The following is a 22,880-nucleotide window of genomic DNA, read 5'->3' on the forward strand; positions in this document are numbered from 1 at the left end:
CGATTAATTTTCGGCAGATGAAACGGCATTCTGTTCTTCCACTCCAAATTTCGGAATGTGATGCTCTCCAATTGCAACATGGATGACTTGGGTTTCCGTATAAAATTCAAAGCTGTAATGGCCGCCTTCACGACCAACCCCACTGTATTTCGAACCTCCAAACGGAATGCGCAAATCCCTGACATTTTGGGAGTTCACCCACACCATTCCGCTGTCCACCGCTTGAGCGAATCTATGTCCACGCTTCATATCGTTCGTCCATACATATGCGGCAAGCCCATACTTTACATCGTTAGCCATTCTCAGGACTTCCTCTTCCGTCTTGAATGGAATGACCGCCATCACTGGGCCAAAAATCTCCTCCTGTGCCACCGTCATTTCATTTGTGCAGTTCAGTAGTAGTGTCGGGGCGATAAAGTTCCCTTGATTGAACTCCTCCGGAATGGTAGCGCTTACAACACTGGCGCCTTCATCCTTCGCTATTTTCAAGTAACGGGAGACATTATCAAAATGATTTCGATGGATTAGCGGGCCGATCTCCGTTCCTGGATCCAGTGGATTACCAATCTTGATCGTGTGAACACGCTGCTTCAATTGTTGAACGAACGGATTGATGATCGATTCATGAACGAATAACCTCGAATTTGCCGTGCAGCGCTCCCCATTGAAAGAATAGATCCCCCAAACGACGGAATCCAGGGCCCTTTCCAAGTCGGCATCTTCAAAGATGATTGCAGGTGACTTTCCTCCGAGCTCCATGGAAAACCGCTTCATTGTATCGGCGCCATTTTTAATGATTTCAGCCCCAGTAGTCGTCTCTCCGGTAAAGGAAATCAATTGGACATCAGGATGGGCAACGAGCGATGCACCTGCCGTCTCCCCAAAACCGTGGACAATATTCAATACGCCTTTTGGCAAACCTGATTGCTCAATGATCCGAGCTAATTTATTGGCGGTCAAAGGAGACCATTCCGCTGGTTTAAGAACACAAGTATTGCCTGTGGCCAGAGCCGGGGCGATTTTCCATGTTTCCAGCATGAAAGGTGCATTCCACGGTGTAATTAACCCGGCAACACCTATAGGTTTATGAATTGTATAATTGATGAAAGTGTCATCGACCTGATACGATTCACCAATCAATCTGCTTTTCACCATTTCAGCATAAAACCGAAAATTCTCCGCTCCCCTTGCTGCCTGTTTTTTTGTCTGGCTGATGGGAAGCCCGGTATCAAGTGTTTCCAAAAAGGAAATTTCCTCGGCATTTTCTTCAATCAAATCAGCAATCCTGCTCAAGTATGCCAATCTTTCTTCCACCTTCATCGTTCGCCACGGTCCATTATCGAATGCTTCTTTTGCAGCTGCTACCGCCTGATCGATATCTTCTTTAAACCCTTCTGCGACATTATTGATCACTTGATTATTAAAAGGATTCAGATTGGCAAAGGTTTTTCCTGATTTTCCATCAATAAATTGCCCATTGATGTAATGCTGGACATCCTGAACTGGAAAGGTTGGCAAGATGATTCCTCCTTTGATTTATCATATAAATTGTAGGGATAATTAAAATTACATTATCCCTACAATCTCGTAATTATGACTTGATTTCTCTTTTAACCAATCCGTATGATTGAAGGGTTTCACGCAATTCACGCTCCAAAGGTTCAGAAGGCGGGCCCATCGGAGGACGCAGTGCTGGATTTATTTTCCCCATCATTCCCATCGCCGCTTTCAATGGTCCTGGATTGGTTTCTTTAAACAATACATCATTGAGAGGCATCAATTTATAATGGAGGTCGAGTGCCTTATCTACCTCGCCTTCCACCCAAAGGTTATAGATTTCGGCCACTTCTTTAGGCGTGATGTTCGCTGTCGCACTAATATGACCCGCTCCGCCGATCGCCAGCATAGGATAGCATAACAATTCGATGCCAGAATATAAGAGGAAATCCCTTCCACAATTTAACAAGACGCGGTTCACATGTTCGAAATCCTTATTGGATTCCTTTACACCAATGATATTTTTGCAATCTTCAGCAAGGCGTGCCAGGGTCTTCACTTCTAAATTAGTCGCCGTCCTGCCAGGAATGTTATAAATGACAATCGGCATAGCAACTGAATCCGCCACTGTTTTAAAATGATTGTAAAGTGCCTGCTGGTTTGGCTTATTGTAGTAAGGAACGATCACTAAAGCGGCATCCGCTCCCATTTCCTCAGCTCTCTTTGTCAAATGCAGCGTTTCTTTTTGATTGGCGGATCCAGTACCTGGTGCAACCGGAACACGGCCATTTGCTGTTTTTATTGCAGTTTCCATCACCAATTCCCGCTCTTCAACGGTTAATGAACTGGGCTCTCCTGTCGTCCCGCATACCGAAATTCCATGGGTACCACTTTCAATATGCCAGTTTACGAGATTTTCCAGTGCAGGTACGTCCACCTCCAATTTATTGTCAAATGGTGTTATGACTGGAGCGATGGATCCCCTTAAACGACTTTTGATTTCCTCGTACATTTTTTCGACCACCTTTTCATTAGTATGAATATTCCGAATGATACAAGTGAAAAAAAATTGGCTTTGCTTTTATAGATAATCAATCGACTATTATAAAACAAAGCCTGGGTCATCAAAGTGCTTGATCGCGGTTCGTGTCTGCCCTCTGCTTGAATGTACTGATGGCATTCAGCTTATGCTTCCTTACCATTGATTCAATTTCTTCAAATGATGCTTTTTCCTTAAGGAGCTTGATGATATGTTCATGTTCACGAATCGATTGGACTGCACGCTGCGGCACCATGGTGAACATCGACTTTCTGACTCTATTCATTCTTTGCTGGGAATGCTTGATTTCTTCTATTAAAAAGGAATTTCCGCATTTCTCATTAATTTCGGCATGGAAGCACTCGTTTAATTTTCCAAACAGCTCCAATTCAAAGAGATGGAGCGCTTTTTCCATCTCTTTGTTTAAATTAATTAGTTTGTCAAAATCCTGATCATCCATCGTTAAAGAACTTAGCGCCGCTGCATAGCCCTCAAGAAGCGATAAAACAGAAAGCGTTTCAATGTATTCGCTTTCATTGATGCTTGTGACAACCGCTCCGCTATATGGCTTATATTGAATGAGTCCATCGGATTCAAGTTGCCTGATCGCTTCCCTGACCGGGATTGGACTTAATTTTAGTTCTTTAGCGATTTGATCGATGATGATACGCTGTCCAGAACCGTATGTTCCATCCAAGATCAATTGACGAAGATGTTCATATGCCATTTGCTTTTTACTGATTTTATTGTTTTTATTTTCCATATTTTCATCATATATGAAATCATATACGATTGCAATTGATTTTTACGGAAAATCATATATGATTTTCACGTCTTTAAAACTACCTAACTGGATATTGGCATTAGCTGGCGAGCGCTTTTTGTCTAACGGACTAACTGGTCTCGCCCATGCCTCCCCAATTGGTTTGAGCCCCGACGATGGAAATTTATGCAAGTAATTTATGATGCAATCTCCTCGGTATGCAAAAAAAAGCCTGCAGGTGTCCGGTTGTAACGGATAACCTGCAGACTAAATACATATTAGGCCATTTTGGATGTAACAAAAGAATGAATTCTCTCAATCGCCGCTTCAAGCAATTCCAACGAAGTTGCATAAGAAAGACGGATGTTATCAGGTGCACCAAAACCTGAACCTGGAATGACAGCTACTTTAGCTTCTTCCAGCAATGCAGTCGTGAAGTCCTCGACATTACTGTACCCTGTCAATTCAGCGGCCCGCTTAACATTCGGAAACAGGTAAAATGCTCCCTGAGGTTTAATGCAGCTAAATCCTGGGATCTCGATCAATTTATCATATATCTTATTCAGACGTTCCTCGAACGCTTGACGCATTTCTTCAACGGCGTCCTGCGGCCCTTCATAGGCAGCAATCGCCCCATACTGTGCAGTCGTCGTAGGGTTCGATGTACTATGGCTGGCAAGGTTCGTCATCGCTTTAATGATCGACTCATCACCTGCAGCATAGCCGATTCTCCAGCCTGTCATTGAATGAGATTTGGAAACGCCATTGATGATGATCGTTTGCTTTTTCAATGCAGGTGAAATCTCTGCAATGGATGTATGCGTTGCATTTCCATAAACCAATTTTTCATAAATTTCATCGGAAACGATCAAGATATCATGTGCAAGGCACACTTCCCCAATGGCCGCCAGCTCTTCCCTCGAATAAAGCATGCCCGTTGGATTGCTTGGAGAGTTAATGATCACCGCTTTCGTTTTCTCGGTTATGGCTTGCTCTAATTGTTCCTTCGTTATTTTATATTGATTTTCCTCCGTACCAACAATATAAACCGGCTTTCCGTCAGCAAGCTTAATTTGCTCAGGGTAACTTACCCAATATGGAATCGGGACGATGACTTCATCACCTTCATCCAGGATCGCTTGAAATAACGTATAAAGTGCATGCTTGGCACCGGATCCTACCAGGATTTCGGAAGTCTTGTATTCCAAGCCTTGATCACGCTTCAATTTAGCTGCAATCGCTTCTTTAAGCTTCGGCAGACCAGCAGAAGGTGTATATTTGGTTTGACCGTCATTCATCGATTGAATCGCTGCATCTATAATATGCTGGGGCGTATTATAGTCAGGCTCACCTGCCCCCAAACCAATGATATCAATACCTTGGGCCTTAAGTTCTTTTGCTTTTGCCGTGATGGCCAATGTTGTTGATGGTGTCAATGACTGAACCCGGTTAGCTAATTTCATAATAAAATACTCCCCCATTCTAAATGCTTCGATAATACTTAAGCCATTCCCCCGTTTTAAAATCATAATAATCATAATTAAAACGCTCGGATTCATCAAGATATGTTACTTCCCAAAGAGGAACATTCTTTTCCATGCCAAGCTTGACGGAAATGATTTTTTGCGGATTTAGCTTTTCCTCGGCAATGCGTAAGATTTCTTTTTTCGATTTACCATCTTTATAGTCTTCCACTACTAGTTTCTTTTTCTTATCCTCGGGAAGCCAGACTACTTTTTTAGTCCCGTTTTCCCCTTTACCAATGATGACGGAATACGAATCCTGTCCATTATAAAGGTAGAAATCATCCATGGTCCGAAGGCCGGCCTCTTCCCTTGCCTTTTTAAAAGCCGCACTGCCAGCTTCTTTTTTTGGCTGCAATGCTTTAATATATGCTCCCCCGACAAATCCGATAAAACAAAGGACCAGAATGGAAGCGATAATCAACCATTTTTTCAAAGCTGCTTTTCCTTCTTTCTATGTACGATAAATTGTAAATATCGCTTTTTCTTGATCTTCGGAATCCAATGCCAATCCGAACATTAAATCGTCTTTTTTCAATGTTCGGTTCAAAGAATCCACAATTTTATACAAGTCAGGTGAATGCTGCAGCCTGACTGTCGAAATAACTTCGATTTTGCTTTCCATGAAAACGCCCCTCCATTATAAAAATTGTCAATTATCGCTGGTATGAATAGGATGAGAAGGCTTTACCACCTTTCACATTATACCAGTTCGAAGATTATTTTTCTTTAAAATTTCACAAAAATTCAACGGATCTCACCAATTATCAAAAAACTCATTCTATCCAGTCTTCTATCATCTCGGCCATCTCAGAGATGGACGCTTGGTGCCAGTCGACCGCGGGAATGGCTTTTCGGAATTCAGGACCATATTTGGCCGTGACGATACGGCGATCAAGAATGACCAAGACCCCTTTATCGGTTGGAGTCCGTATGAGCCTGCCGAACCCTTGGCGAAATCTTAGCAATGCTTCAGGTAAAGAGTACGCAGCAAATGGGTTGCGCCCTTGCTTCTCGAAATACTGGCATTTTGCAGCGGTTACCGGCTCATCCGGCGGTGAAAACGGCAGCCTGACAATGACCAAACAAGATAAATCCTCACCTGGGATATCGACGCCCTCCCAAAGGCTTGTCGTTCCAAAAAGGATGGCTTTCTCAAAATTTTGGAAGTTCCTGAGTAGCCTCATTCGGCTTCCTCCAGAAATCCCTTGCGCAAATAAAGTGAACTCATCCAGAACCCCAGTGTCTTTGATGGAATGATAAGTGGCCCGCAACATCTCATGCGAAGTGAATAATACCATCATCCTGCCTTTGGCTGCCTGAGCAGCGGCAATAATATGGTTCGCTGCCGCTTCTGAAAACTCCTCCACCGATAAACCATTGATATCGGGTAAGTCATTGGGTACGAGAACCTTTACAAGTTCCTTATAACGGAATGGCGAAGGAAAACTAGCCGTAAGGATTGACTGGTTCTCTAATCCAAGTTGTTCTTTGAAGTACTGAAAAGAATTCTTCACGACAAGGGTAGCCGATGTCATCACCACGCTTTTTTGGCGCCCGAAATAGGAATCCCACAGCCATTTACTGCCGGCAATCGGCTGAACCGTCAAAGTCACTCCATGCTGCGGCGCTGCATTCGTATAATCAAGCCAATAAATATTTTCTTCATGCGGCTTCATGAAAAACTCATGTAACGACTCCCTCGTATCCTGTAACTGACCAAGCAGCACTTCTATATCGTTTAAGTAGAATAATGAATTTTTTCCTAAGGGAGACTCGTGATCCAATAATAGCGCCAATCTTTGCGAGAGCTCCGTTATGATGAGCCCCAACAAGTCAACCAATCGCTCACCAATCAGGATGGCCTTACCCCACTTTCCATCATCGACTTTGAATGAGATCCGTTTTGGACCCATGGAACGTGAAAGTTTTTCCGCCTGATTGGAGAGGTAATGAAAAAGCTGCTCGAATTCATAAGAAAAATCATTCAGCTTTCGATCTAACTCCTGACTGTTCCTGCCTTCAGCCAATCCATTATTTACGAGTAATTTATTCAATTTATATAATAACTGCTTTTGATCGGATGTCCCTAATCGGTTCAAAACGGTCTTGACCGCTATATAATTGAGCCTTCGTCCCAGCTGTTTAGAGGCAGCTTGCTCTAAATGATGTGCTTCATCGAGGATCAGGTATCCTTTCTTTGGAATCAAGGCATCTTCTGTAAGGAGATCGGACATTAAAAAAGAATGATTGGTAATGATGATATCGGCCTTGACTGCCGTTTTTTTGGCCCGTTCAAAAAAATCCAATGTCTGCCAAGGTTGTTTCAAACCATTATATGTAAGGCCGTCACTTTGCAGCCTATTCCAGAACAGCTGACCGCCACTGGAGAGATTCAATTCATCCTTATCCCCTGTTTCCGTTTCAGTGAGCCAGACCAGTATCTGCATTTTCGTTAAGGCCGTTTCATAATTATCTTCCTTTTCACGTAATGCCCGTTCGAACTTCGCCAGGCTTAAATAATTTCCCCTCCCCTTTAAAAGGACAGCCTGAAAGCTAAATGGAAGGATGGTCTTAAGCTTAGGAACCTCGTTTTGGAGAAGCTGATCCTGCAGTTGAAGCGTATACGTCGAAACGACGACCGGTTTTTTATGTTTTTTTGCAAAATAAACGGCTGGAAGCAAATAGCCTAACGATTTTCCGATTCCCGTCCCGGCTTCGATGATTGCATCTTGGTTGGTTTCGAAGGAATGGTGAATCATATTCATCATTTCAAGCTGTCCGCTCCTTGCTTCGAAAGCAGGAAAAGCACGTTGAAGCAGCGCCATTTTCTCCGAAACATCGAGCGGGTAATCCGACTCGGTGTCACTGCGCTCACTTTCTTCCTCGTTCTTTTTAAAGGCAAGGCCCCTATACGCATTAAATTCAGGTGAATGCACTTCCGCTTTCGCCAATTTGCTTGCAATGCAAGCATCTATCAATTCGGAAACCTCGCTTTGCAGCGAATAAGATAATCGATATAACTGTTTTAGCGTCATCACCGGAAGATTCATCAGCTTTTTCTTCAATTCCAGCAAAAGCAAGGCAGTTGCATATGCATCACTGTCCGCTTGATGTGGCCTCGAATGATCAAGGTTCTCTTCTTTAGCGAGCTGATGAAGCTTATATCCATCCGATGTTGGTTTTAAAATTTTGGCTAATTCCACCGTATCCAGGGTCGAACCGTAAAACGGCTCAAATCCGCAGCGTACCAATTCTTCCTGTAAAAAAGATAAATCAAATAAAACATTGTGGGCTACAAAACATGCCCCATCTATAAGCTGGGCAATATTATTTGCTACATCTTCAAAGTCAGGTGCATGTTTTACAGTCTCGTTGCTGATTCCGGTCAATTCTTCAATAAATAAGGAAATTTCCTGCCCAGGGTGAATATATGTCGAGTATTCATCAACAATTTGGTCATTTTCAATGACCACCCCGGCAAACTGAATAATTCTATCCCCTTTTTTCGGAGAATTCCCTGTTGTTTCTAAATCGACCACTACATATCGTTGCGTCATCAATGTACACCTCAAACTTCGCTTTCTCCACTTCCTGATGGAATTCTCTTATCTTTTTTATACCATAATAATCGTAATAAAGGAAACAAGCCGTTCATCCTTTCAGACGAAAAGGGCCGGCCCATATATGCGAGATTCATGCACACATGGGCCGGCCCTTTACTTACATGATTGTAGCGGCAGGTTCGTTGGAAATCAATTCGATTATTTTGTTTTCTTCATTCATGATCGCTACCTTTGGCTTGTGATCACTGAGCTTCTCTTCAGCGACCAGCACATACGATATGATTATCACGATATCTTCCGGCTGGACAAGTCTTGCTGCTGCCCCGTTCAAACAAACGACACCACTTCCCCGCTCTCCCGCAATTACGTATGTTTCAAGTCTTGCTCCATTGTTATTATTCACGATGGCAACCTTTTCATTAGGCAGGATACCTACTGCATCAATGATATCTTCATCGATAGTAATGCTGCCTACATAATTCAAATTTGCCTCGGTCACCCTTGCACGATGGATTTTCCCATTCATCATCGTTCGAAACATCTAAATTCCCCCTGAAGAACTATGTTTTATTTCATGTTAATCGTCATATTATCTATGAGACGCGCATGCTTGAATTTAACGGCTAGTGCAATGATGATGTTTCCCGAAAGCGTTTCAAGCGGTTTAAGCTCTGGATATTGGTAAACTTCAACATAGTCGATCACTCCATGTGTGTGGGATTCGATATGTTCCTTTATAAGTGCCCTAACGGTCTCAGCATTCGATTCACCTGAATCAATGGCTTTTGCCGCTCTCAATAAACTTTGGTACAACTCTTTAGCTTCCATTCGTTCAGAATCTGATAGGTAAACATTACGCGAGCTCTTCGCTAACCCGTCTTCTTCACGAACAGTATCTACAGCGATAAGCTGTATCGGGAAATTAAAATCCTTGATCAAACCATCTATCACCGCGACCTGCTGGGCATCCTTCTTGCCGAAGTATGCCCGATCGGGAAGGATGATATTGAAAAACTTCGTTAGGACTGTGGCTACACCATCAAAGTGGCCTGGCCTTTGCCTGCCGCATAGGCAATCCGTCCGGCTTTGGACCACAACCGTCACTGAAGGTTCCTCACCGTACATCTCTTGTACGGTTGGATAAAAGAGAAAATCCACCCCCGCATTGGCAGCAACATTCTCATCACGTACCAAATCGCGTGGGTATGTTTCGAAATCCTCATTCGGCCCGAATTGCAAAGGATTGACGAATATACTCAATACGACGATATCATTTTCCTTCCGTGCCTTCTCCATGAGAGTAGCATGCCCTTCATGTAAATAGCCCATCGTCGCTACATAGCCGATACTTTTCTGGTTGCTTTTTTCTTCGCGAAGCATCTGCTGCAATTCTCCTGCTGATGTATAAGTTTTCATCTTTTTCCTCCGTAAAGCTCTGTGAGCTGCTCTTCCTTCATCGTGAATGTATGTTCTTGAGACGGAAATTGATTGCTTTTCACTTCAACGACGAAGTTTGTTAGTGAGTGCCCAATGAGTTCATTCGCATCTCCATACACTTTGACGAATTTGGCAACTCGATCAACGCCATATCTGATCACGTCATGATAAACGAGAACCTGGCCATCCGTATCTGCACCTGCTCCAATCCCGATGGTCGGTATTCCCAAGTGATGCGTGACGAGCTCCCCCACTTGATGGGGTACACATTCAAATACTATTGCCATTGCCCCAGCAGCTTCACATTTCTTCGCATCCTCCACAAGCTGTGCAGCAGCTTCGGCGTCTTTTCCCTGTACTTTATATCCCCCTAGCACCCCTACCGATTGGGGAGTCAAGCCAAGATGGGCTACAACCGGGATGCCAGCCTTCGTCAAGGCCGCTATTTTTTCAACGACATCATCTGCTCCTTCAAGCTTCACGGCATCTGCATGGCCTTCCTGCATGATCCGTGCTGCATTCCTGAGTGTTTCATCCATTGAAAGATGATAGCTCATGAAGGGCATATCGGTGACGACAAATGTATCGGGCGCCCCCCGTTTTACGGCCTTGGTGTGATGAATCATGTCATTAACCGTTACAGGAATCGTAGACTCATATCCCAATACGACCATTCCTAGAGAATCGCCCACTAAAATCATATCTACTCCTGCTTGTTCGGCTAATTTTGCGGACGGATAATCATAAGCCGTCAGCATGACTATTTTCTCTTGATTTTGTTTCATTTTCAAAAAATCTCCGGACAATTTCATTACGTTTCCTCCTTTTTGATGGAGGAGATGAAAACATCAGTGTAAGGTAAACTGGTGTCTCTACATTCATACGCAAAAAAAAGACTGACTAAAAGGGTATCTGTTCCGCTACGACAAATGGAAAAAAATCCACGTATCGTTCAATAAACAGCACTTGTCTTTTTAGTCAATCCTTTTGTTCCAGCAGAAGTATCATCCCTCCGTCCCAGTCCAGTACTCTGGATCAAGGCAGATTTTCAAATAATTTGGCATTTATGGGGGTGCAGTTCAAATAGATACTGCCCACTTGCATTATATCAAGCAAAAATCAAAATTTCTATTTTTTTTTTACGAATTGACAAATTTCTACTGAATCTCAATGTCTGCTGAATAAACCGAGTGTACTTTTCCTTTATCATCTTCAAGGAGCAACACTCCGGCATCGGTTATGCCCAATGCTTTTCCGACAATCGTATCGTTTACAGTGCTGGCCCTGATAACCTGTCCAAGGCTGATCGCATAACTTTCCCATAAATCCTTTATCGGTTTGAAGCCTTCTTTCAGGTAAAGATCATACAATTTTTCCAGGCGATATAAAGCACGTTGAATGACCGTCGATCTTGAAATCGTTTCTCCACTTTCTATTAAAAGTGAAGATGCCTTTTCCTGCAGTTCTTCGGGGAAGTCTTCCAATTGCTGATTGATATTCATTCCAATCCCGATAATGACAGAATGAATCCTATCCGATTCCGCCTGCATCTCAGTCAAGATGCCAACCACTTTCTTGCGATTCACCAAAATGTCATTGGGCCATTTTATTTGCGGTTTCAAGGCGGTCGTATCCTCTATGGCCTGAGCCACGGCAACTGCTGCCAGCAAGGTTAGCTGGGGGGCTTCATGAACCGGTATTTTTGGCCGTAAGATGAGGCTCATCCATATGCCGCTGTATTTTGGTGAATGCCAAGATCTCATCAGTCTGCCTTTTCCGGAGATTTGCTCCTCGGCAACAACCAATGTCCCCTCCTGAACGCCTTCATTTGCCAGTTGATGGGCAATTTTTTGTGTGGATTCCACCGTTTCCTGATAGTGGATCATTTTGCCTATCGTCCTTGTTTCCAAGCCAAGCTGAATTTCGCTTTCGGACACTTTTTCTGGTGCTGATATGATCCGATAGCCTTTTTTTCTAACCGCCTCCACACGATATCCTTCACTGCGCAGGTCTTCTATATGCTTCCAAACCGCTGTTCGTGAACAACCAATATATTCGGCAATTTCCTGGCCTGAAATAAATGCGCCATCCGCCTTTGAAAGGGCTTCCATCAACTTTGTTCTTAACTCAGATTGCATTTCACGAGCCACCTCTTTATTTCTTCTTTATCATTTCTCACTTGTCCATCCAAGACAGCTTTTACGATCATTTCCAAGACGGCTTTTACCCATGGACCTGGCTTTTCTTGACGCCAATTCACTAAATCCGTCCCCGTCACGGCAAGATCGGACATCGTTTTGATGGTCAGTGAGTCGTAATGATGCCGGCCGCTTTCCTCTGCATCGAAAACATCCGCCCCCGTCAGGGAAGCCCTTACCTTGAACGCCTGTACAGTCAAGTCGTTCCCTGCCTGGAATACCTCTAGTGATGATTTTTCAAATGATGGTTCCTGCTTTACCAGCTGTACAATCCGCTGGACGTTTCGGATCGTTTTCAATGGCAGTTTCCACGCTCTCAAAGCCGCTTCCATTTCATCATCATTAGTCTGAACCATGATCAATGACCATAACTCTGCCGCCTTTAAATGGCGAAGCGGCAGATCCAGTATTTTCCTTAAATGGTCCTTCTTGTCCGAAAGTCGGGGCAAGTATTGATATAATCCACTTTCCAGCAAAAGGGAGATCGCCCTCTTCTTGTTTGTGCCATCCATTAACTTCTCAAATTCGACAAGGATCCTTTCGACTGCAATTTTGCTGATGATGGGGGCATTCACTTGAAGCGAGTGAAACGTATCATAATCCAAATCAAAACCAAGCTGGCTGACGAACCTTAATGCCCTCATCATCCTTAATGCATCCTCATGAAACCTCTCATGCGGGTTACCGACCGTAATGATCCTTTGCTCTGAAAGATCACGCTTCCCATTGAATGGATCGATGATATTCCCCGCTTTATCCATGGCCATGGCATTGATCGTAAAATCCCTTCTCTGCAAGTCCTCCCTCAAAGAGCGGACAAATTGGACGGAATCCGGTCTTCGGAAGTCCGAATAACTGCCTTCCGTTCTAAATGTCGTAATTTCATATGTACCTGATGCCGTAATGGCCAGCACCGTTCCGTGATCGATCCCGATATCCGCCGTTTTGGGGAAAACCTCTTTTATTTCCAAGGGTGTCGCGGAAGTGGCGATGTCCACATCATTTATCGGACGACCCAGAATATAATCCCTTACAGATCCACCAACAAAATAAGCCTCGAATCCTGCATGTTCAATCTTTTCAAGAATGGGCACCGATTTTAAGAATAATTGATCCATCAGCATCCCCTCCCTATCTCATTGAGTTAGCTTCAAGAGCTTCCATGTAAATGGCTTCATATTGCGACATGATCGTATCCGAATGAAAATCAGTACTGGCCCTTTTCAGTGCAGCCTTTGAAAAACGTTCATGTAACGCCGGATCACTTAAAAGACCGATCGCTTTTTCAGCAACCGTCGTGACATCTCCCAGATCACATATATAACCAGTCTCCCCATCAATGATGACCTCGGGAATACCGCCGATATCCGTCCCGATACAAGGAACTCCACAGGCCATCGCCTCTAGCAGGACAAGGCCAAAACTTTCTTTTTCCGATAACAGATATAACAAATCACTAATTGAATATAATTCGGCAAGGTTATCCTGTTTGCCAAGGAACAAGACCGATTCATCGATTCCAAGTTCTTTAGCCAAATTCAAGACGGTTGTCACTTCCGGTCCGTCCCCAACCAGGAGAAGCTTGGCAGGAATTTTCTTTTGGGTTAAATAAAACGCTTGAATCACATCTTTCACACGCTTGACCGAACGGAAATTCGACACATGTATGACCACTTTTTCCTCATCCTTGATGCCATATTCATCTTTCAAGTAATCGGAATCGGATTTATGGTAATCTCTTTCATCAATGAAATTATATACCGTTTTAATTTCCTTATCGGGCGCGATCAGATCGTATGTTTGTTGAACAAGTGAATCTGACACACCTGTAACCACATCTGATTGTTCGATACCGAATTTTATTAAATTGGTCAGTGAAGGATCATGTCCCAGTACGGTTATGTCGGTACCATGAAGAGTGGTCACGATTTTAACTTCATTGCCTGACATTTGTTTGGCCAGGATCGCACAAACAGCATGGGGAATGGCATAATGCACGTGAAGGATATCCAATTTCTCCCGTTTCACCACTTCTGCCATCTTGCTAGCAAGCGCCAAATCGTATGGTGGATATTGAAATACGGAATACGAATTCACTTCCACTTGGTGATAATAAATATTGTGATACATCTTATTCAGGCGGAAAGGAAGGCTTGAAGAAATAAAATGTATTTCATGGCCTTTCTCCGCAAGCATTTTGCCTAATTCAGTCGCTACAACACCTGAACCTCCAACTGTAGGATAGCAGGTAATTCCAATTTTTAATTTCATAAGATTAATTTTCTCCTAACAAATCGGCATCAATCAGTAACGGTTTCTTTGTCATGAATCCCTCAGCATATGGGACTCCAACTTCTTTGCCAAGCATTCGCTCCCGTGCCTCCACTGTCTCGATATAGCCGTTCACAAGCGGGGTATCGACCGTTACATCACTTTTTTCGAATTGGCTGCCGTACGCCCTGAGGCTTTCCAGTTTTTTCGGCAATGTAGAGGTGATGTCCACAACGAAGTCCGGCTTGTGAAAACCGTTTATCATATAGTAATACATATCTTTAACACGATGATGTGTCACTCCGTCTTCTTCCAAACATTTTCTTACGCCTGCAGAAAAAACCGCTTCTTCCACTAATTTGGCGCAGTTTCCATGATCGGGATGGCGATCAGCCGCAAAAGGAGCAAACACGAGTGAAGGTTTGTACTTGCGAATGACGGTTATGATTTGATTTATGTATTCCGCTTTCATATATAGCCCGCGGTCGGGTAAATCAAGGGATATTCGCTCCACTCCAAGGATGTCTGCAGCCTTTTTCGCTTCCTTTAGTCTTAACGGCACGGATCCATTCGATGACATTTCAGCTTTGGTCAAATCACATATTACGATTTTCTTGCCTTGCTGTACATATTTAGCGATCGTGCCGCCCATACCGATTTCAACATCATCGGCGTGTGCACCGAACGCCAGAATATCTATATTACTTTTGTTTATCATTAATCTCACCTTGTTTTTTTCGTAGTTTAAGCCAGTCCATATACCCATGCTTCAAACCTTGTATCAGTACTTCTGCCGTACCCATATTGGTCGCCAAGGGAATTTCATACACGTCGGAAAGGCGGATAAGGGCCGATACATCAGGTTCATGGGGCTGTGACGTCAATGGATCGCGGAAAAATAAGACCATATCCATTTCCCCGCGTGCAATCATGGCTCCAATTTCCTGATCTCCGCCTAGTGGTCCTGAATGAAAGCGATGAACTGTCAAGGATACTTCTTCCATGATTCGTTTCCCGGTCGTTCCTGTTGCAAATAATTCATGCTGCTGAAATACTGATTTATACGCTGTTACAAATTGAATGATATCTTCTTTTTTCTTATCATGGGCAATTAAGGCAATTTTCATCGTATATCCTCCACTCCCTATTCAATAATATTTTCCAGACCGTATACAAGTATGTCCAATTTCATGACCGTATCTACGGCAAGTTTAACCCCAGACATGAAGGATGCCCGATTAAAGGAATCATGCCTAACCGTCAGCAGCTCCCCATCACTTCCGAAAAGCACCTGTTGATGTGCGACGAGCCCAGGAAGCCGAACACTATGGATATGCATGCCGTCTACATTCGCTCCCCTTGCTCCCTGAATGGTTTCTTTCTCATTGGGGTGGCCTTGTTGCTTCGTTTCCCTTACCGCTGCAATCATATCCGCCGTTTTGGAGGCCGTTCCTGAAGGTGCATCCAGTTTCTGATCATGATGCATTTCAATGATTTCCACATCCGGGAAATATTTAGCCGCCATTTGGGAAAACTTCATCATCAATATGGCACCTATTGCAAAATTTGGTGCGATAATGCAGCCGATGCCTTTTTCCTTAGTCAATGATTCCAGCTTCGCTAAATCTTCCTTCGTAAAACCGGTCGTGCCCACTACGGGCCGGATGTTGTGGTTCAGCGCGGTTTCGGTATGGTACATCCCGACTTCCGGTGTAGTCAAATCAATCAATACATCTGCTTTCACCGTAGAAAAGCATTCGTTTATATCCGAAAAAACAGGCACCTCCATGCCTTGAAAACCTTCTATGGAGGAAAGGGTAATTCCGTTATGTTTATGATCGATGACAGCCGCCAACTCAAATTCTTCTGTCCTTTGCACCAGCTTCACCGCTTCATTTCCCATTCTGCCACGCGGACCGGCTACAATCACTTTTACTTTACTCATCTTTACTTTCCCCCTCCGTTTTATCTTCTTTTTTTGTCCATCTATCTTTATCACGGGTTGTAAACTTCTGCATCACCTTATCATGTGAGTTCTGGAGGTCGATACCTAAAGAATTGGCAAAACAAATCAAAACAAAAAGCATGTCGCCCAATTCTTCCTCTACCGTGTTCTCGTCCTCCGTCGTTTTCTTCGGTTTTTCACCATGGAAATGATTGACCTCCCTAGCCAGCTCCCCCAGCTCTTCAGTCATGCGAGCGAGCATGGCCAGAGGGCTGAAATAGCCTTCCTTGAATTGACCTATGTATTCGTCTACCTCAGCCTGCATTTGTTGAATCGTCTTGTGCTTTTCCATATAGTCACCCAATCTCGATTTTCGTTTACAAACTTTATGTCTTCTCCATGTTAGCTAAAAGTGAAACAGATGACAACAGATACGTTTGCGAAACACAATTGCCCATAGTTGGTTAATTAGTTATAATAAGTCAATTGATGTTTTACTCAACCATTTGGAGGTATGGAGATGCTTTACGGCTTAAAACTAAAAAATACACTATTCATCCTATTTGGGGCTGGAATCTTTGCCTTTGGCCTTGTACATTTCAACATGCAAAATAATTTGGCAGAAGGCGGCTTCACCGGTCTAACCTTGATTATATATCAACTTGTCGGCATAAATCCTTCCTATTCCAATTTGGTTTTGAACATTCCCCTGTTTTTAATCGGGTGGAAATATTTAGGTCGCACTTCCTTCCTTTATACACTCATTGGAACGGTAGGCCTTTCGGTTTGGCTATGGGTGTTTGAAAAGTACCAAATCCATATCAACCTCGGAAACGACTTGATGCTGGTAGCGCTGTTTGCCGGGGTATTTGTCGGTGTCGGTCTTGGTATAATCTTTCGTTACGGGGGAACAACGGGGGGAGTCGATATCATTGCCCGTTTTGCACATCGGTATTTAGGAATGGGCATGGGACGTACCATGTTCATCTTTGATGCCGTCGTGATCGGCCTATCCATCCTCACCTACTTGGACTATCGCCAAGCGATGTATACGCTTGTTGCCGTATTTATCGGGGCTAGAGTGATCGACTTCATGCAGGAAGGAGCGTATGCAGCCAGAGGGGCGATGATCATTAGTGAAAAGAACGACGAAATTGCCCAAAAGATCATGAAAGATATGGAGAGGGGCGTGACGGTCTTACGAGGATATGGATCCTTCACTCGGAATGACCGGGAAGTTTTGTATTGCGTAGTTGCCAAAAATGAGCTTGTCCGCTTAAAAAATGCCATTACATCAGTTGATCCCCATGCCTTCGTATCCGTAAGTGAAGTGCATGACGTATTGGGTGAGGGCTTCACCCTTGATGAGAATAAGAATCCGATAGAAAGGTGATTCATCATTCTGAAGGATTCCCGGAAACGCTTAATTTCATGACAAGCCATCTTTTCATGCTTAACGTATACGAAAAAGGACGCCATCATATGATGGCGTCCTTGACCTATTAATCCTCATCCCTCATCATGCCTGTATACATCAGCAGAAGGCGGACCAGTTCAAGCACGGCTACAAGAGCGGCAGCAACATACGTCATCGCAGCAGCACTCAATACCTTTTTCGTCTCCCGCTCTTCGTCATTCCGGATGACACCAACTGAAACGAGTTGGTCCATTGCACGTGACGAAGCATTGAACTCGACCGGCAGTGTAATCACTTGGAATACTACAGCCGCTGCCATAAATACGATCCCCGCCAATAGCAACCCTGGAATACGAGCCAACATCCCGACTAAAATCAAAATCCAAGATATGTTGGAACCAAAGTTAGCTACCGGTACCAATGCATGGCGAAAACGCAGGAATGCGTACGCTTCTTTATCTTGGATCGCATGTCCGACTTCATGCGCCGCGACAGCTACACCTGCAACCGAGTGACCGTGATAGTTGTCCGTTGATAACCGTACCGTTTTATCTCTTGGATCATAATGGTCAGATAGCATTCCAGGCGTCTCTTCCACCCTTACATTGAACAGCCCATTTTGATCCAAAATGGCCCTTGCCGTCTCAGCACCATTCATCCCGGAAGATGCCGGCACTTGGGAATACTTTTTATACGTACTTTTCACTTTCATTTGAGCATAAATCGGGATTAAAATGATAATCGCCAAATATATGAAATACATGGTCTCCTCCTATAACTATAATTACTCTTAATTCTATGGATAGAAGACACCCCTGTCAAATATAGTGTTCTCTCCCCTTCTATTTTTAATCATTATGTTGCTTTCTTGGTTTTTCCCGATCTCCTTTGTATTTTCTCCAGCCTACATAAGAAAGAGTCATGATGATGATGCTTCCCGTAGATATGATGACCCACCAAAGCGAAGGATCGGTATCATCTTCTCCCATATCTTCAAAAATGGAAGTCAGTTCGGTTTGTAAAGCGTCCAGCTCCTTTTGACCTTCACCATCATTGATCACTTCCGGTCTATACTGGTTAATGTATTGGATCCTTGTGTCCAATTGCTGCATCGTTTCTTTGGAAAGGTCCACTTTCAAGCTTGGATAGATCATTTCATATTGTGATAGGAATAAGTTCAATTGACTGTTGAAGGTAATCGTGTCTTGTTTGATGGCTGCATTCTTCGTCTGCTGGAAAGAACTCATCATCTGATCCTCCATTTCGGTCCAAAGGGGCTGATGAGTTGACTTGACCGCATCAACGACAAGGCGGAATTTCGTCACAGAATTGACTTTTTCGGAATCCCCCTTGTTCATATCCTTTATCGTCATCAACGCCTCATTATGAGCTACAGTGATAATGCGAAGTTCGTCCATATCAAGAATCTGCTCTTTCGCTGTCTCTTTTAAAAACCGGTCAGAAAAATACGTCAACATCTTTTCCGAATCTCCATATCGCTTCAACTTGGTCATTTCCAAGGCTCTATCGGAAATGTTATCCAATTGCTCCAAACTTGAAGAGGATTCTGCATAGACAGGGAATTGTAAGACGACAAATGAAACAGCAATGGTCAATATGAATTTTTTCAACATGCTACTCGTCCCTCCTCATATCTCTACTAAAACGATATGAAACAAAAAACATGAGTAGACCTTGTTCCACATAAAAAAGTTAACCTCGCCTTTACAAAACTGTAGCGAGGTTAACTTTTTAATGAATGAAAGAAAGCGTAATTCGTTTTTTTCTATACCCGAAGTACCAGCCAACAAAGATGGAAAGGATACTGAGCCAAAAAGTAAAATAGCCGATTTCATTCATATACATCAATAGATCACGGTATATAGGCATCATTTCAAAAACGTAATCAATTATGTCATTATGTATCGTCCATATTCCCGCAACAATCAAATGCCAAGGCTTTATTCGGTAAAATGGTGCATATAATATTCCTTGAATCGCCATGCCCAAGTGGGAGGCCATTAACATATAACCTTCCCATGGCAATGTACCTGTTGTCACTAGCGTCATTACATTCATGACAACTGCCCAAATGCCATATTTGAATAAGGTTATGATCGCTAAAGCTTCCATTAGACCAAAATTCCTTTTTAACAGGAATCCCAATAGCACAAACACAAAAAACAGGCTTGCTGTCGGGCTATCCGGTACGAAGGCCAAAAATATGCCTGGCGTCTCTTCCAATTGCCTCCCGTACCAATAATACCCAAATGCAGTCCCGAGTACATTTATGATGAATAACAAAACTAGCATTTGCCGACTGGCAAGCCACCCATAAATAACATTCATTCCCTTAACCTCTCTTACATTCTCAATTATTCTCATTCTACAGGTCTTTCTCGAGAAAACCAAGAAATTATCTTCAATTTCTTTTCATTTCCGCTTCAATTTACCAATAAAAAAAGCCGACAACCGCAGTCGTCAGCTTTTTCGTTTGTTCTGCTTGTGGTGGAAACTGAATGTTTCGCTTATTTCGCCGATAATCCAGATACGAATTCAGCCAATGTTGCCAATTCTTTATCTGAACCTTTAAACATGCCAGCTGGCATCGCACCCTGTCCTTTGACAGCGATTTTTGAGATTTCTTCTGGACTTAGTCCCGTGTCTATCAAGCTTGGTGCTCCTGCACCGCCAGTTAATTCAGCACCATGGCAACTGATACAGCCATTTTTATCCATCAGCTTGTATCCATCGCTGTCTTTATCGATGTCTGCACCTTCGACGATTGCCCCTTGCTTCTTGGAAGCTTCCCAGTCATGATGGGCAGCGGACTCCCATGTTAAATAAAAAACACCGGCAATGGCCAATAGCATGAAGCCGACAGCAAACGGACGTTTCGCTGGGCTCCGCTCTGGACCACGGTCCAAAAAAGGCGCCAAAAGCAATGCCCCGAAAGCCAAACCGGGAATGACGAGAGCCCCGATTGCATTGTATGGTCCTGAAGCATACGTATACTTAAGTAATTGGTAAAGGAATAGGAAATACCAGTCAGGCAGCGGGATATACGCTGTATCTGTAGGATCTGCTATCCTTTCCAATGGAGATGGATGTGCGATTGTCAGGCATAGGTAGCCAACAAGAAATACAGCTCCAACCATCCATTCCTTTAAAAGGAAATTAGGCCAAAATGCTTCAGTTTTTCCTGGATATTCTGAGTAATCTTTCGGAATATTCGGTTTACGGTTCGCGGAAATACGCGAGTCACCTACGAATTTCATACCTTTCCCACGATGCATTGAACAATTCCCCTCCTTTATGAAAAGGTTTTTTTGGTTCTTGGTTCATAATTCTCTTATAGCGGACCTGAAATACCTTGTTTACGGATCATTAAGAAATGAGCCGCCAGTAAAGCGAATAATGCTGCAGGCAGGAAGAATACATGAATGGCGAAGAATCGTGTCAATGTCTGTGCTCCGACAATGGTTGGGTCTCCTGCGATCAATGTCTTGAGTGCCGGTCCCATTAAAGGTACCGAATCGACGATTGTCAACGTAACTTTCGTCGCGAATAGCGCTTTCATATCCCACGGCAGTAAATAACCGGTCAAGCCTAGTGCCAGCATGATGAAGAAAATCAATACGCCGACCATCCAGTTCAATTCACGCGGTTTTTTATAAGCTCCCTGGAAGAAGACACGAAGAGTATGTAAAAACATCATAACAATAACGAGACTCGCTCCCCAGTGATGCATACCACGTACAATTTGACCGAAAGCAACTTCATTTTGTAAATAATAAACAGATTCCCAAGCGTTTTTAATGTCCGGGACATAGTACATGGTCAAGAACATGCCTGATAAAATTTGGATGACCGTGATGAAAAATGTTAACCCACCAAAACAATATACGAATGCAGAAAAATGATGTGCGGGGTTAACATGTTCAGGAACCTCATGGTCAGCAATATCCCGCCATAACGGCGTAATGTCTAAACGCTCGTCCACCCAGTCATATAACTTTGTTAACAATGTTTACGCCTCCCCGTGCGGTTTTAGTCGACCCAAGTAAAGAATTCCATCTTTTTCTTTCGTTTCATAGACATCCAAAGGTGAAACTGGAGGTGTCCCTTTTACGTTGACGCCATCTTTCGTATACCTGCCGTAATGGCAAGGACAGAAAAATTGATTCGGATGGGATTTATCCGTATTCCACGCCACCGTACACCCTAAATGCTTACAGATTGGAGATAATGCAATGATTTTTCCATCATCCATCTTGTACACCCAAGCTGTATTTGTTTCTTCAGACTCATACCACCCATCGACCTGTTTAAAACTAAAGTCAACACGAGTCGGTTCGGTAGTCAGTTCGCTCACCTTCTGTTTGGTTGCAATGTAATCTCCGGCTTTATCTGCAGATAATACAGGATCGATCGCAAACCTTACCATCGGCATCAACATACCGGCCGCCATAAATCCACCAACGCCAGTAAGTGTGTAATTAAGGAATTGACGTCGTGAAACATTATGCTTGCTCATGCGTTTTCCCCCCCTCTATTACTATACTGAGAGTCCAAAGGACCAATTAATAGCAACACTATAAAACTAGGACATTTCCATGATATCTCAATAATTTACCAAGGTCAATATTTGTAAAACCCAAAAGGTGGCAACTATGTGTCAAATTATGCGAAAAATCCTACTTTTTTTCATTTTTCCAATTATAAGTGAAAATATCTAGTATTTGGATCACTTGCTGGTTGATCATTCCCCTGGCTTGGTCAGTTTCCAGACTTTCCAATGCGATGGCAGGAATCCAAATCAAGTGGTTTTCCAATTCCCCTTCGTGCTTCTTCCATTCATAATCCGATGTCAGAAAAAAAACATGCTTGATATTATTTTCCTTCACTTCATTTGCCCAATACTTCAAACGTTCCACCTTATCTCCTTCATTACTTACATAATGAAAGGATGGCATTAGAAGGATCCTCCCTTTCATTTGTTTTTCGATTTCCATGCTTAAAATGGTAAGAAATTCATTCATGGAGCCCGAATGCTTCATTTGTCCCCCAAAAGATATCGGTACCAATGGAATCAAAACGGTATCCACATATTCCTTTGACTGACTATACATGTCAAGTTCTTTTGCTGTCCATCTCATACTGTTTCTTCACTCCCGATTTTTCGAATCAACTCCTTTTCATTTTACCATGATTTTTATAACAT

General features: G+C 43.2%; 25 protein-coding genes. 1 reads left to right on the forward strand and 24 read right to left on the reverse strand.

Annotated elements, in window-relative coordinates:
• Positions 1 to 3: 3 nt before the first annotated feature.
• The 17 genes from hpaE to ABE28_RS14175 all read right to left on the reverse strand — a co-directional run bounded on the left by hpaE (position 4) and on the right by ABE28_RS14175 (position 16,591).
• The gene (gene hpaE / locus ABE28_RS14095) at positions 4 to 1,518 is read right to left on the reverse strand and encodes a 5-carboxymethyl-2-hydroxymuconate semialdehyde dehydrogenase (RefSeq protein ID WP_064462987.1); all 1,515 of its coding nucleotides are present in this window, start codon (positions 1,516 to 1,518) and stop codon (positions 4 to 6) included.
• A 73-nt stretch (positions 1,519 to 1,591) separates the two neighbouring features.
• A complete protein-coding gene (hpaI, locus tag ABE28_RS14100; protein ID WP_064462989.1) occupies positions 1,592 to 2,509 on the reverse strand; it encodes a 2,4-dihydroxyhept-2-ene-1,7-dioic acid aldolase in 918 nt (305 codons plus the stop codon).
• A gap of 112 nt (positions 2,510 to 2,621) precedes the next feature.
• Positions 2,622 to 3,299: a GntR family transcriptional regulator gene (locus tag ABE28_RS14105; protein WP_064462991.1), complete on the reverse strand. Its 678-nt coding sequence runs from the start codon at positions 3,297 to 3,299 to the stop codon at positions 2,622 to 2,624.
• Between the two features lie 278 nt (positions 3,300 to 3,577).
• On the reverse strand, positions 3,578 to 4,762 hold the full coding sequence (locus tag ABE28_RS14110) for a pyridoxal phosphate-dependent aminotransferase (RefSeq protein ID WP_064462993.1): 1,185 nt from the start codon (positions 4,760 to 4,762) through the stop codon (positions 3,578 to 3,580).
• Positions 4,763 to 4,781: 19 nt separating this feature from the next.
• Positions 4,782 to 5,258: a cell wall elongation regulator TseB-like domain-containing protein gene (locus ABE28_RS14115; RefSeq protein ID WP_064462995.1), complete on the reverse strand. Its 477-nt coding sequence runs from the start codon at positions 5,256 to 5,258 to the stop codon at positions 4,782 to 4,784.
• 18 nt (positions 5,259 to 5,276) lie between these two features.
• Positions 5,277 to 5,447, reverse strand: coding sequence for a YpmA family protein (locus tag ABE28_RS14120; RefSeq protein ID WP_064505144.1), 171 nt, complete (start codon positions 5,445 to 5,447; stop codon positions 5,277 to 5,279).
• A gap of 151 nt (positions 5,448 to 5,598) precedes the next feature.
• Entirely contained in the window at positions 5,599 to 8,382 is a 2,784-nt protein-coding gene (gene dinG / locus ABE28_RS14125; protein ID WP_064462997.1) for an ATP-dependent DNA helicase DinG, read from the reverse strand.
• Between the two features lie 163 nt (positions 8,383 to 8,545).
• On the reverse strand, positions 8,546 to 8,929 hold the full coding sequence (gene panD / locus ABE28_RS14130; RefSeq protein ID WP_064462999.1) for an aspartate 1-decarboxylase: 384 nt from the start codon (positions 8,927 to 8,929) through the stop codon (positions 8,546 to 8,548).
• 26 nt (positions 8,930 to 8,955) lie between these two features.
• Complete coding sequence (gene panC / locus ABE28_RS14135; protein ID WP_064463001.1) at positions 8,956 to 9,804, reverse strand: pantoate--beta-alanine ligase; 849 nt, start codon at positions 9,802 to 9,804, stop codon at positions 8,956 to 8,958.
• Entirely contained in the window at positions 9,801 to 10,637 is an 837-nt protein-coding gene (gene panB, locus ABE28_RS14140; protein WP_064463003.1) for a 3-methyl-2-oxobutanoate hydroxymethyltransferase, read from the reverse strand. The genes panC and panB overlap by 4 nt, the downstream gene beginning before the upstream one ends.
• 345 nt (positions 10,638 to 10,982) lie before the next feature.
• Complete coding sequence (locus ABE28_RS14145; protein ID WP_064463005.1) at positions 10,983 to 11,963, reverse strand: biotin--[acetyl-CoA-carboxylase] ligase; 981 nt, start codon at positions 11,961 to 11,963, stop codon at positions 10,983 to 10,985.
• Complete coding sequence (locus ABE28_RS14150) at positions 11,948 to 13,141, reverse strand: CCA tRNA nucleotidyltransferase (protein WP_064463007.1); 1,194 nt, start codon at positions 13,139 to 13,141, stop codon at positions 11,948 to 11,950. Before ABE28_RS14150 ends, ABE28_RS14145 begins: the two co-directional genes overlap by 16 nt.
• Positions 13,142 to 13,154: 13 nt before the next feature.
• Positions 13,155 to 14,294, reverse strand: a complete 1,140-nt coding sequence (gene bshA / locus ABE28_RS14155; protein WP_064463009.1) for an N-acetyl-alpha-D-glucosaminyl L-malate synthase BshA — start codon at positions 14,292 to 14,294, stop codon at positions 13,155 to 13,157.
• A gap of 4 nt (positions 14,295 to 14,298) precedes the next feature.
• Positions 14,299 to 15,012 (reverse strand): bacillithiol biosynthesis deacetylase BshB1, encoded by a 714-nt coding sequence (gene bshB1, locus ABE28_RS14160; protein WP_064463011.1) that lies wholly within the window; start codon positions 15,010 to 15,012, stop codon positions 14,299 to 14,301.
• The gene (locus ABE28_RS14165) at positions 14,996 to 15,421 is read right to left on the reverse strand and encodes a methylglyoxal synthase (RefSeq protein ID WP_064463013.1); all 426 of its coding nucleotides are present in this window, start codon (positions 15,419 to 15,421) and stop codon (positions 14,996 to 14,998) included. Before ABE28_RS14165 ends, bshB1 begins: the two co-directional genes overlap by 17 nt.
• 17 nt (positions 15,422 to 15,438) lie before the next feature.
• Positions 15,439 to 16,239: a 4-hydroxy-tetrahydrodipicolinate reductase gene (dapB, locus tag ABE28_RS14170; protein ID WP_064463015.1), complete on the reverse strand. Its 801-nt coding sequence runs from the start codon at positions 16,237 to 16,239 to the stop codon at positions 15,439 to 15,441.
• Positions 16,232 to 16,591 (reverse strand): nucleotide pyrophosphohydrolase, encoded by a 360-nt coding sequence (locus ABE28_RS14175; protein ID WP_064463017.1) that lies wholly within the window; start codon positions 16,589 to 16,591, stop codon positions 16,232 to 16,234. Before ABE28_RS14175 ends, dapB begins: the two co-directional genes overlap by 8 nt.
• A 168-nt stretch (positions 16,592 to 16,759) precedes the next feature.
• Between ABE28_RS14175 and ABE28_RS14180 the strand changes: the two genes are divergently transcribed.
• Complete coding sequence (locus tag ABE28_RS14180) at positions 16,760 to 17,632, forward strand: YitT family protein (RefSeq protein WP_064463019.1); 873 nt, start codon at positions 16,760 to 16,762, stop codon at positions 17,630 to 17,632.
• Positions 17,633 to 17,741: 109 nt separating this feature from the next.
• Here ABE28_RS14180 and ABE28_RS14185 read toward each other — a convergent pair whose 3' ends face one another.
• From ABE28_RS14185 to ABE28_RS14215, 7 genes are all read right to left on the reverse strand, one after another.
• Complete coding sequence (locus ABE28_RS14185) at positions 17,742 to 18,419, reverse strand: zinc metallopeptidase (RefSeq protein ID WP_064463021.1); 678 nt, start codon at positions 18,417 to 18,419, stop codon at positions 17,742 to 17,744.
• An 85-nt stretch (positions 18,420 to 18,504) separates the two neighbouring features.
• Complete coding sequence (gene ypjB / locus ABE28_RS14190; RefSeq protein WP_064463023.1) at positions 18,505 to 19,290, reverse strand: sporulation protein YpjB; 786 nt, start codon at positions 19,288 to 19,290, stop codon at positions 18,505 to 18,507.
• A gap of 118 nt (positions 19,291 to 19,408) precedes the next feature.
• Entirely contained in the window at positions 19,409 to 20,005 is a 597-nt protein-coding gene (locus tag ABE28_RS14195) for a lipoprotein heptaprenylglyceryl N-acetyltransferase LhaT (RefSeq protein ID WP_064463025.1), read from the reverse strand.
• Between the two features lie 179 nt (positions 20,006 to 20,184).
• The gene (locus ABE28_RS14200) at positions 20,185 to 20,952 is read right to left on the reverse strand and encodes a menaquinol-cytochrome c reductase cytochrome b/c subunit (protein ID WP_064463027.1); all 768 of its coding nucleotides are present in this window, start codon (positions 20,950 to 20,952) and stop codon (positions 20,185 to 20,187) included.
• A 56-nt stretch (positions 20,953 to 21,008) separates the two neighbouring features.
• Positions 21,009 to 21,683, reverse strand: coding sequence for a menaquinol-cytochrome c reductase cytochrome b subunit (qcrB, locus tag ABE28_RS14205; protein ID WP_053346766.1), 675 nt, complete (start codon positions 21,681 to 21,683; stop codon positions 21,009 to 21,011).
• Between the two features lie 3 nt (positions 21,684 to 21,686).
• Positions 21,687 to 22,193, reverse strand: a complete 507-nt coding sequence (locus ABE28_RS14210; RefSeq protein ID WP_064463029.1) for a Rieske (2Fe-2S) protein — start codon at positions 22,191 to 22,193, stop codon at positions 21,687 to 21,689.
• A 160-nt stretch (positions 22,194 to 22,353) separates the two neighbouring features.
• Complete coding sequence (locus ABE28_RS14215) at positions 22,354 to 22,815, reverse strand: YpiF family protein (protein WP_064463031.1); 462 nt, start codon at positions 22,813 to 22,815, stop codon at positions 22,354 to 22,356.
• Between the last annotated feature and the right edge of the window lie 65 nt (positions 22,816 to 22,880).

The organism is Peribacillus muralis (genome assembly GCF_001645685.2).
Taxonomy (GTDB): Bacteria; Bacillota; Bacilli; order Bacillales; family DSM-1321; genus Peribacillus; species Peribacillus muralis_A.

Coding starts and splice junctions, on each gene's coding strand:
- hpaI (WP_064462989.1), bottom strand. CDS start 2,509: ATGTACGAGGAAATCAAAAGTCGTTTAAGGGGATCCATCGCTCCAGTC.
- ABE28_RS14105 (WP_064462991.1), bottom strand. CDS start 3,299: ATGGAAAATAAAAACAATAAAATCAGTAAAAAGCAAATGGCATATGAA.
- ABE28_RS14110 (WP_064462993.1), bottom strand. CDS start 4,762: ATGAAATTAGCTAACCGGGTTCAGTCATTGACACCATCAACAACATTG.
- ABE28_RS14120 (WP_064505144.1), bottom strand. CDS start 5,447: ATGGAAAGCAAAATCGAAGTTATTTCGACAGTCAGGCTGCAGCATTCA.
- dinG (WP_064462997.1), bottom strand. CDS start 8,382: ATGACGCAACGATATGTAGTGGTCGATTTAGAAACAACAGGGAATTCT.
- panD (WP_064462999.1), bottom strand. CDS start 8,929: ATGTTTCGAACGATGATGAATGGGAAAATCCATCGTGCAAGGGTGACC.
- panC (WP_064463001.1), bottom strand. CDS start 9,804: ATGAAAACTTATACATCAGCAGGAGAATTGCAGCAGATGCTTCGCGAA.
- panB (WP_064463003.1), bottom strand. CDS start 10,637: ATGAAATTGTCCGGAGATTTTTTGAAAATGAAACAAAATCAAGAGAAA.
- ABE28_RS14145 (WP_064463005.1), bottom strand. CDS start 11,963: ATGCAATCTGAGTTAAGAACAAAGTTGATGGAAGCCCTTTCAAAGGCG.
- ABE28_RS14150 (WP_064463007.1), bottom strand. CDS start 13,141: ATGGATCAATTATTCTTAAAATCGGTGCCCATTCTTGAAAAGATTGAA.
- bshA (WP_064463009.1), bottom strand. CDS start 14,294: ATGAAATTAAAAATTGGAATTACCTGCTATCCTACAGTTGGAGGTTCA.
- bshB1 (WP_064463011.1), bottom strand. CDS start 15,012: ATGATAAACAAAAGTAATATAGATATTCTGGCGTTCGGTGCACACGCC.
- ABE28_RS14165 (WP_064463013.1), bottom strand. CDS start 15,421: ATGAAAATTGCCTTAATTGCCCATGATAAGAAAAAAGAAGATATCATT.
- dapB (WP_064463015.1), bottom strand. CDS start 16,239: ATGAGTAAAGTAAAAGTGATTGTAGCCGGTCCGCGTGGCAGAATGGGA.
- ABE28_RS14175 (WP_064463017.1), bottom strand. CDS start 16,591: ATGGAAAAGCACAAGACGATTCAACAAATGCAGGCTGAGGTAGACGAA.
- ABE28_RS14180 (WP_064463019.1), top strand. CDS start 16,760: ATGCTTTACGGCTTAAAACTAAAAAATACACTATTCATCCTATTTGGG.
- ABE28_RS14185 (WP_064463021.1), bottom strand. CDS start 18,419: ATGTATTTCATATATTTGGCGATTATCATTTTAATCCCGATTTATGCT.
- ypjB (WP_064463023.1), bottom strand. CDS start 19,290: ATGTTGAAAAAATTCATATTGACCATTGCTGTTTCATTTGTCGTCTTA.
- ABE28_RS14195 (WP_064463025.1), bottom strand. CDS start 20,005: ATGAATGTTATTTATGGGTGGCTTGCCAGTCGGCAAATGCTAGTTTTG.
- ABE28_RS14200 (WP_064463027.1), bottom strand. CDS start 20,952: ATGCATCGTGGGAAAGGTATGAAATTCGTAGGTGACTCGCGTATTTCC.
- ABE28_RS14210 (WP_064463029.1), bottom strand. CDS start 22,193: ATGAGCAAGCATAATGTTTCACGACGTCAATTCCTTAATTACACACTT.
- ABE28_RS14215 (WP_064463031.1), bottom strand. CDS start 22,815: ATGAGATGGACAGCAAAAGAACTTGACATGTATAGTCAGTCAAAGGAA.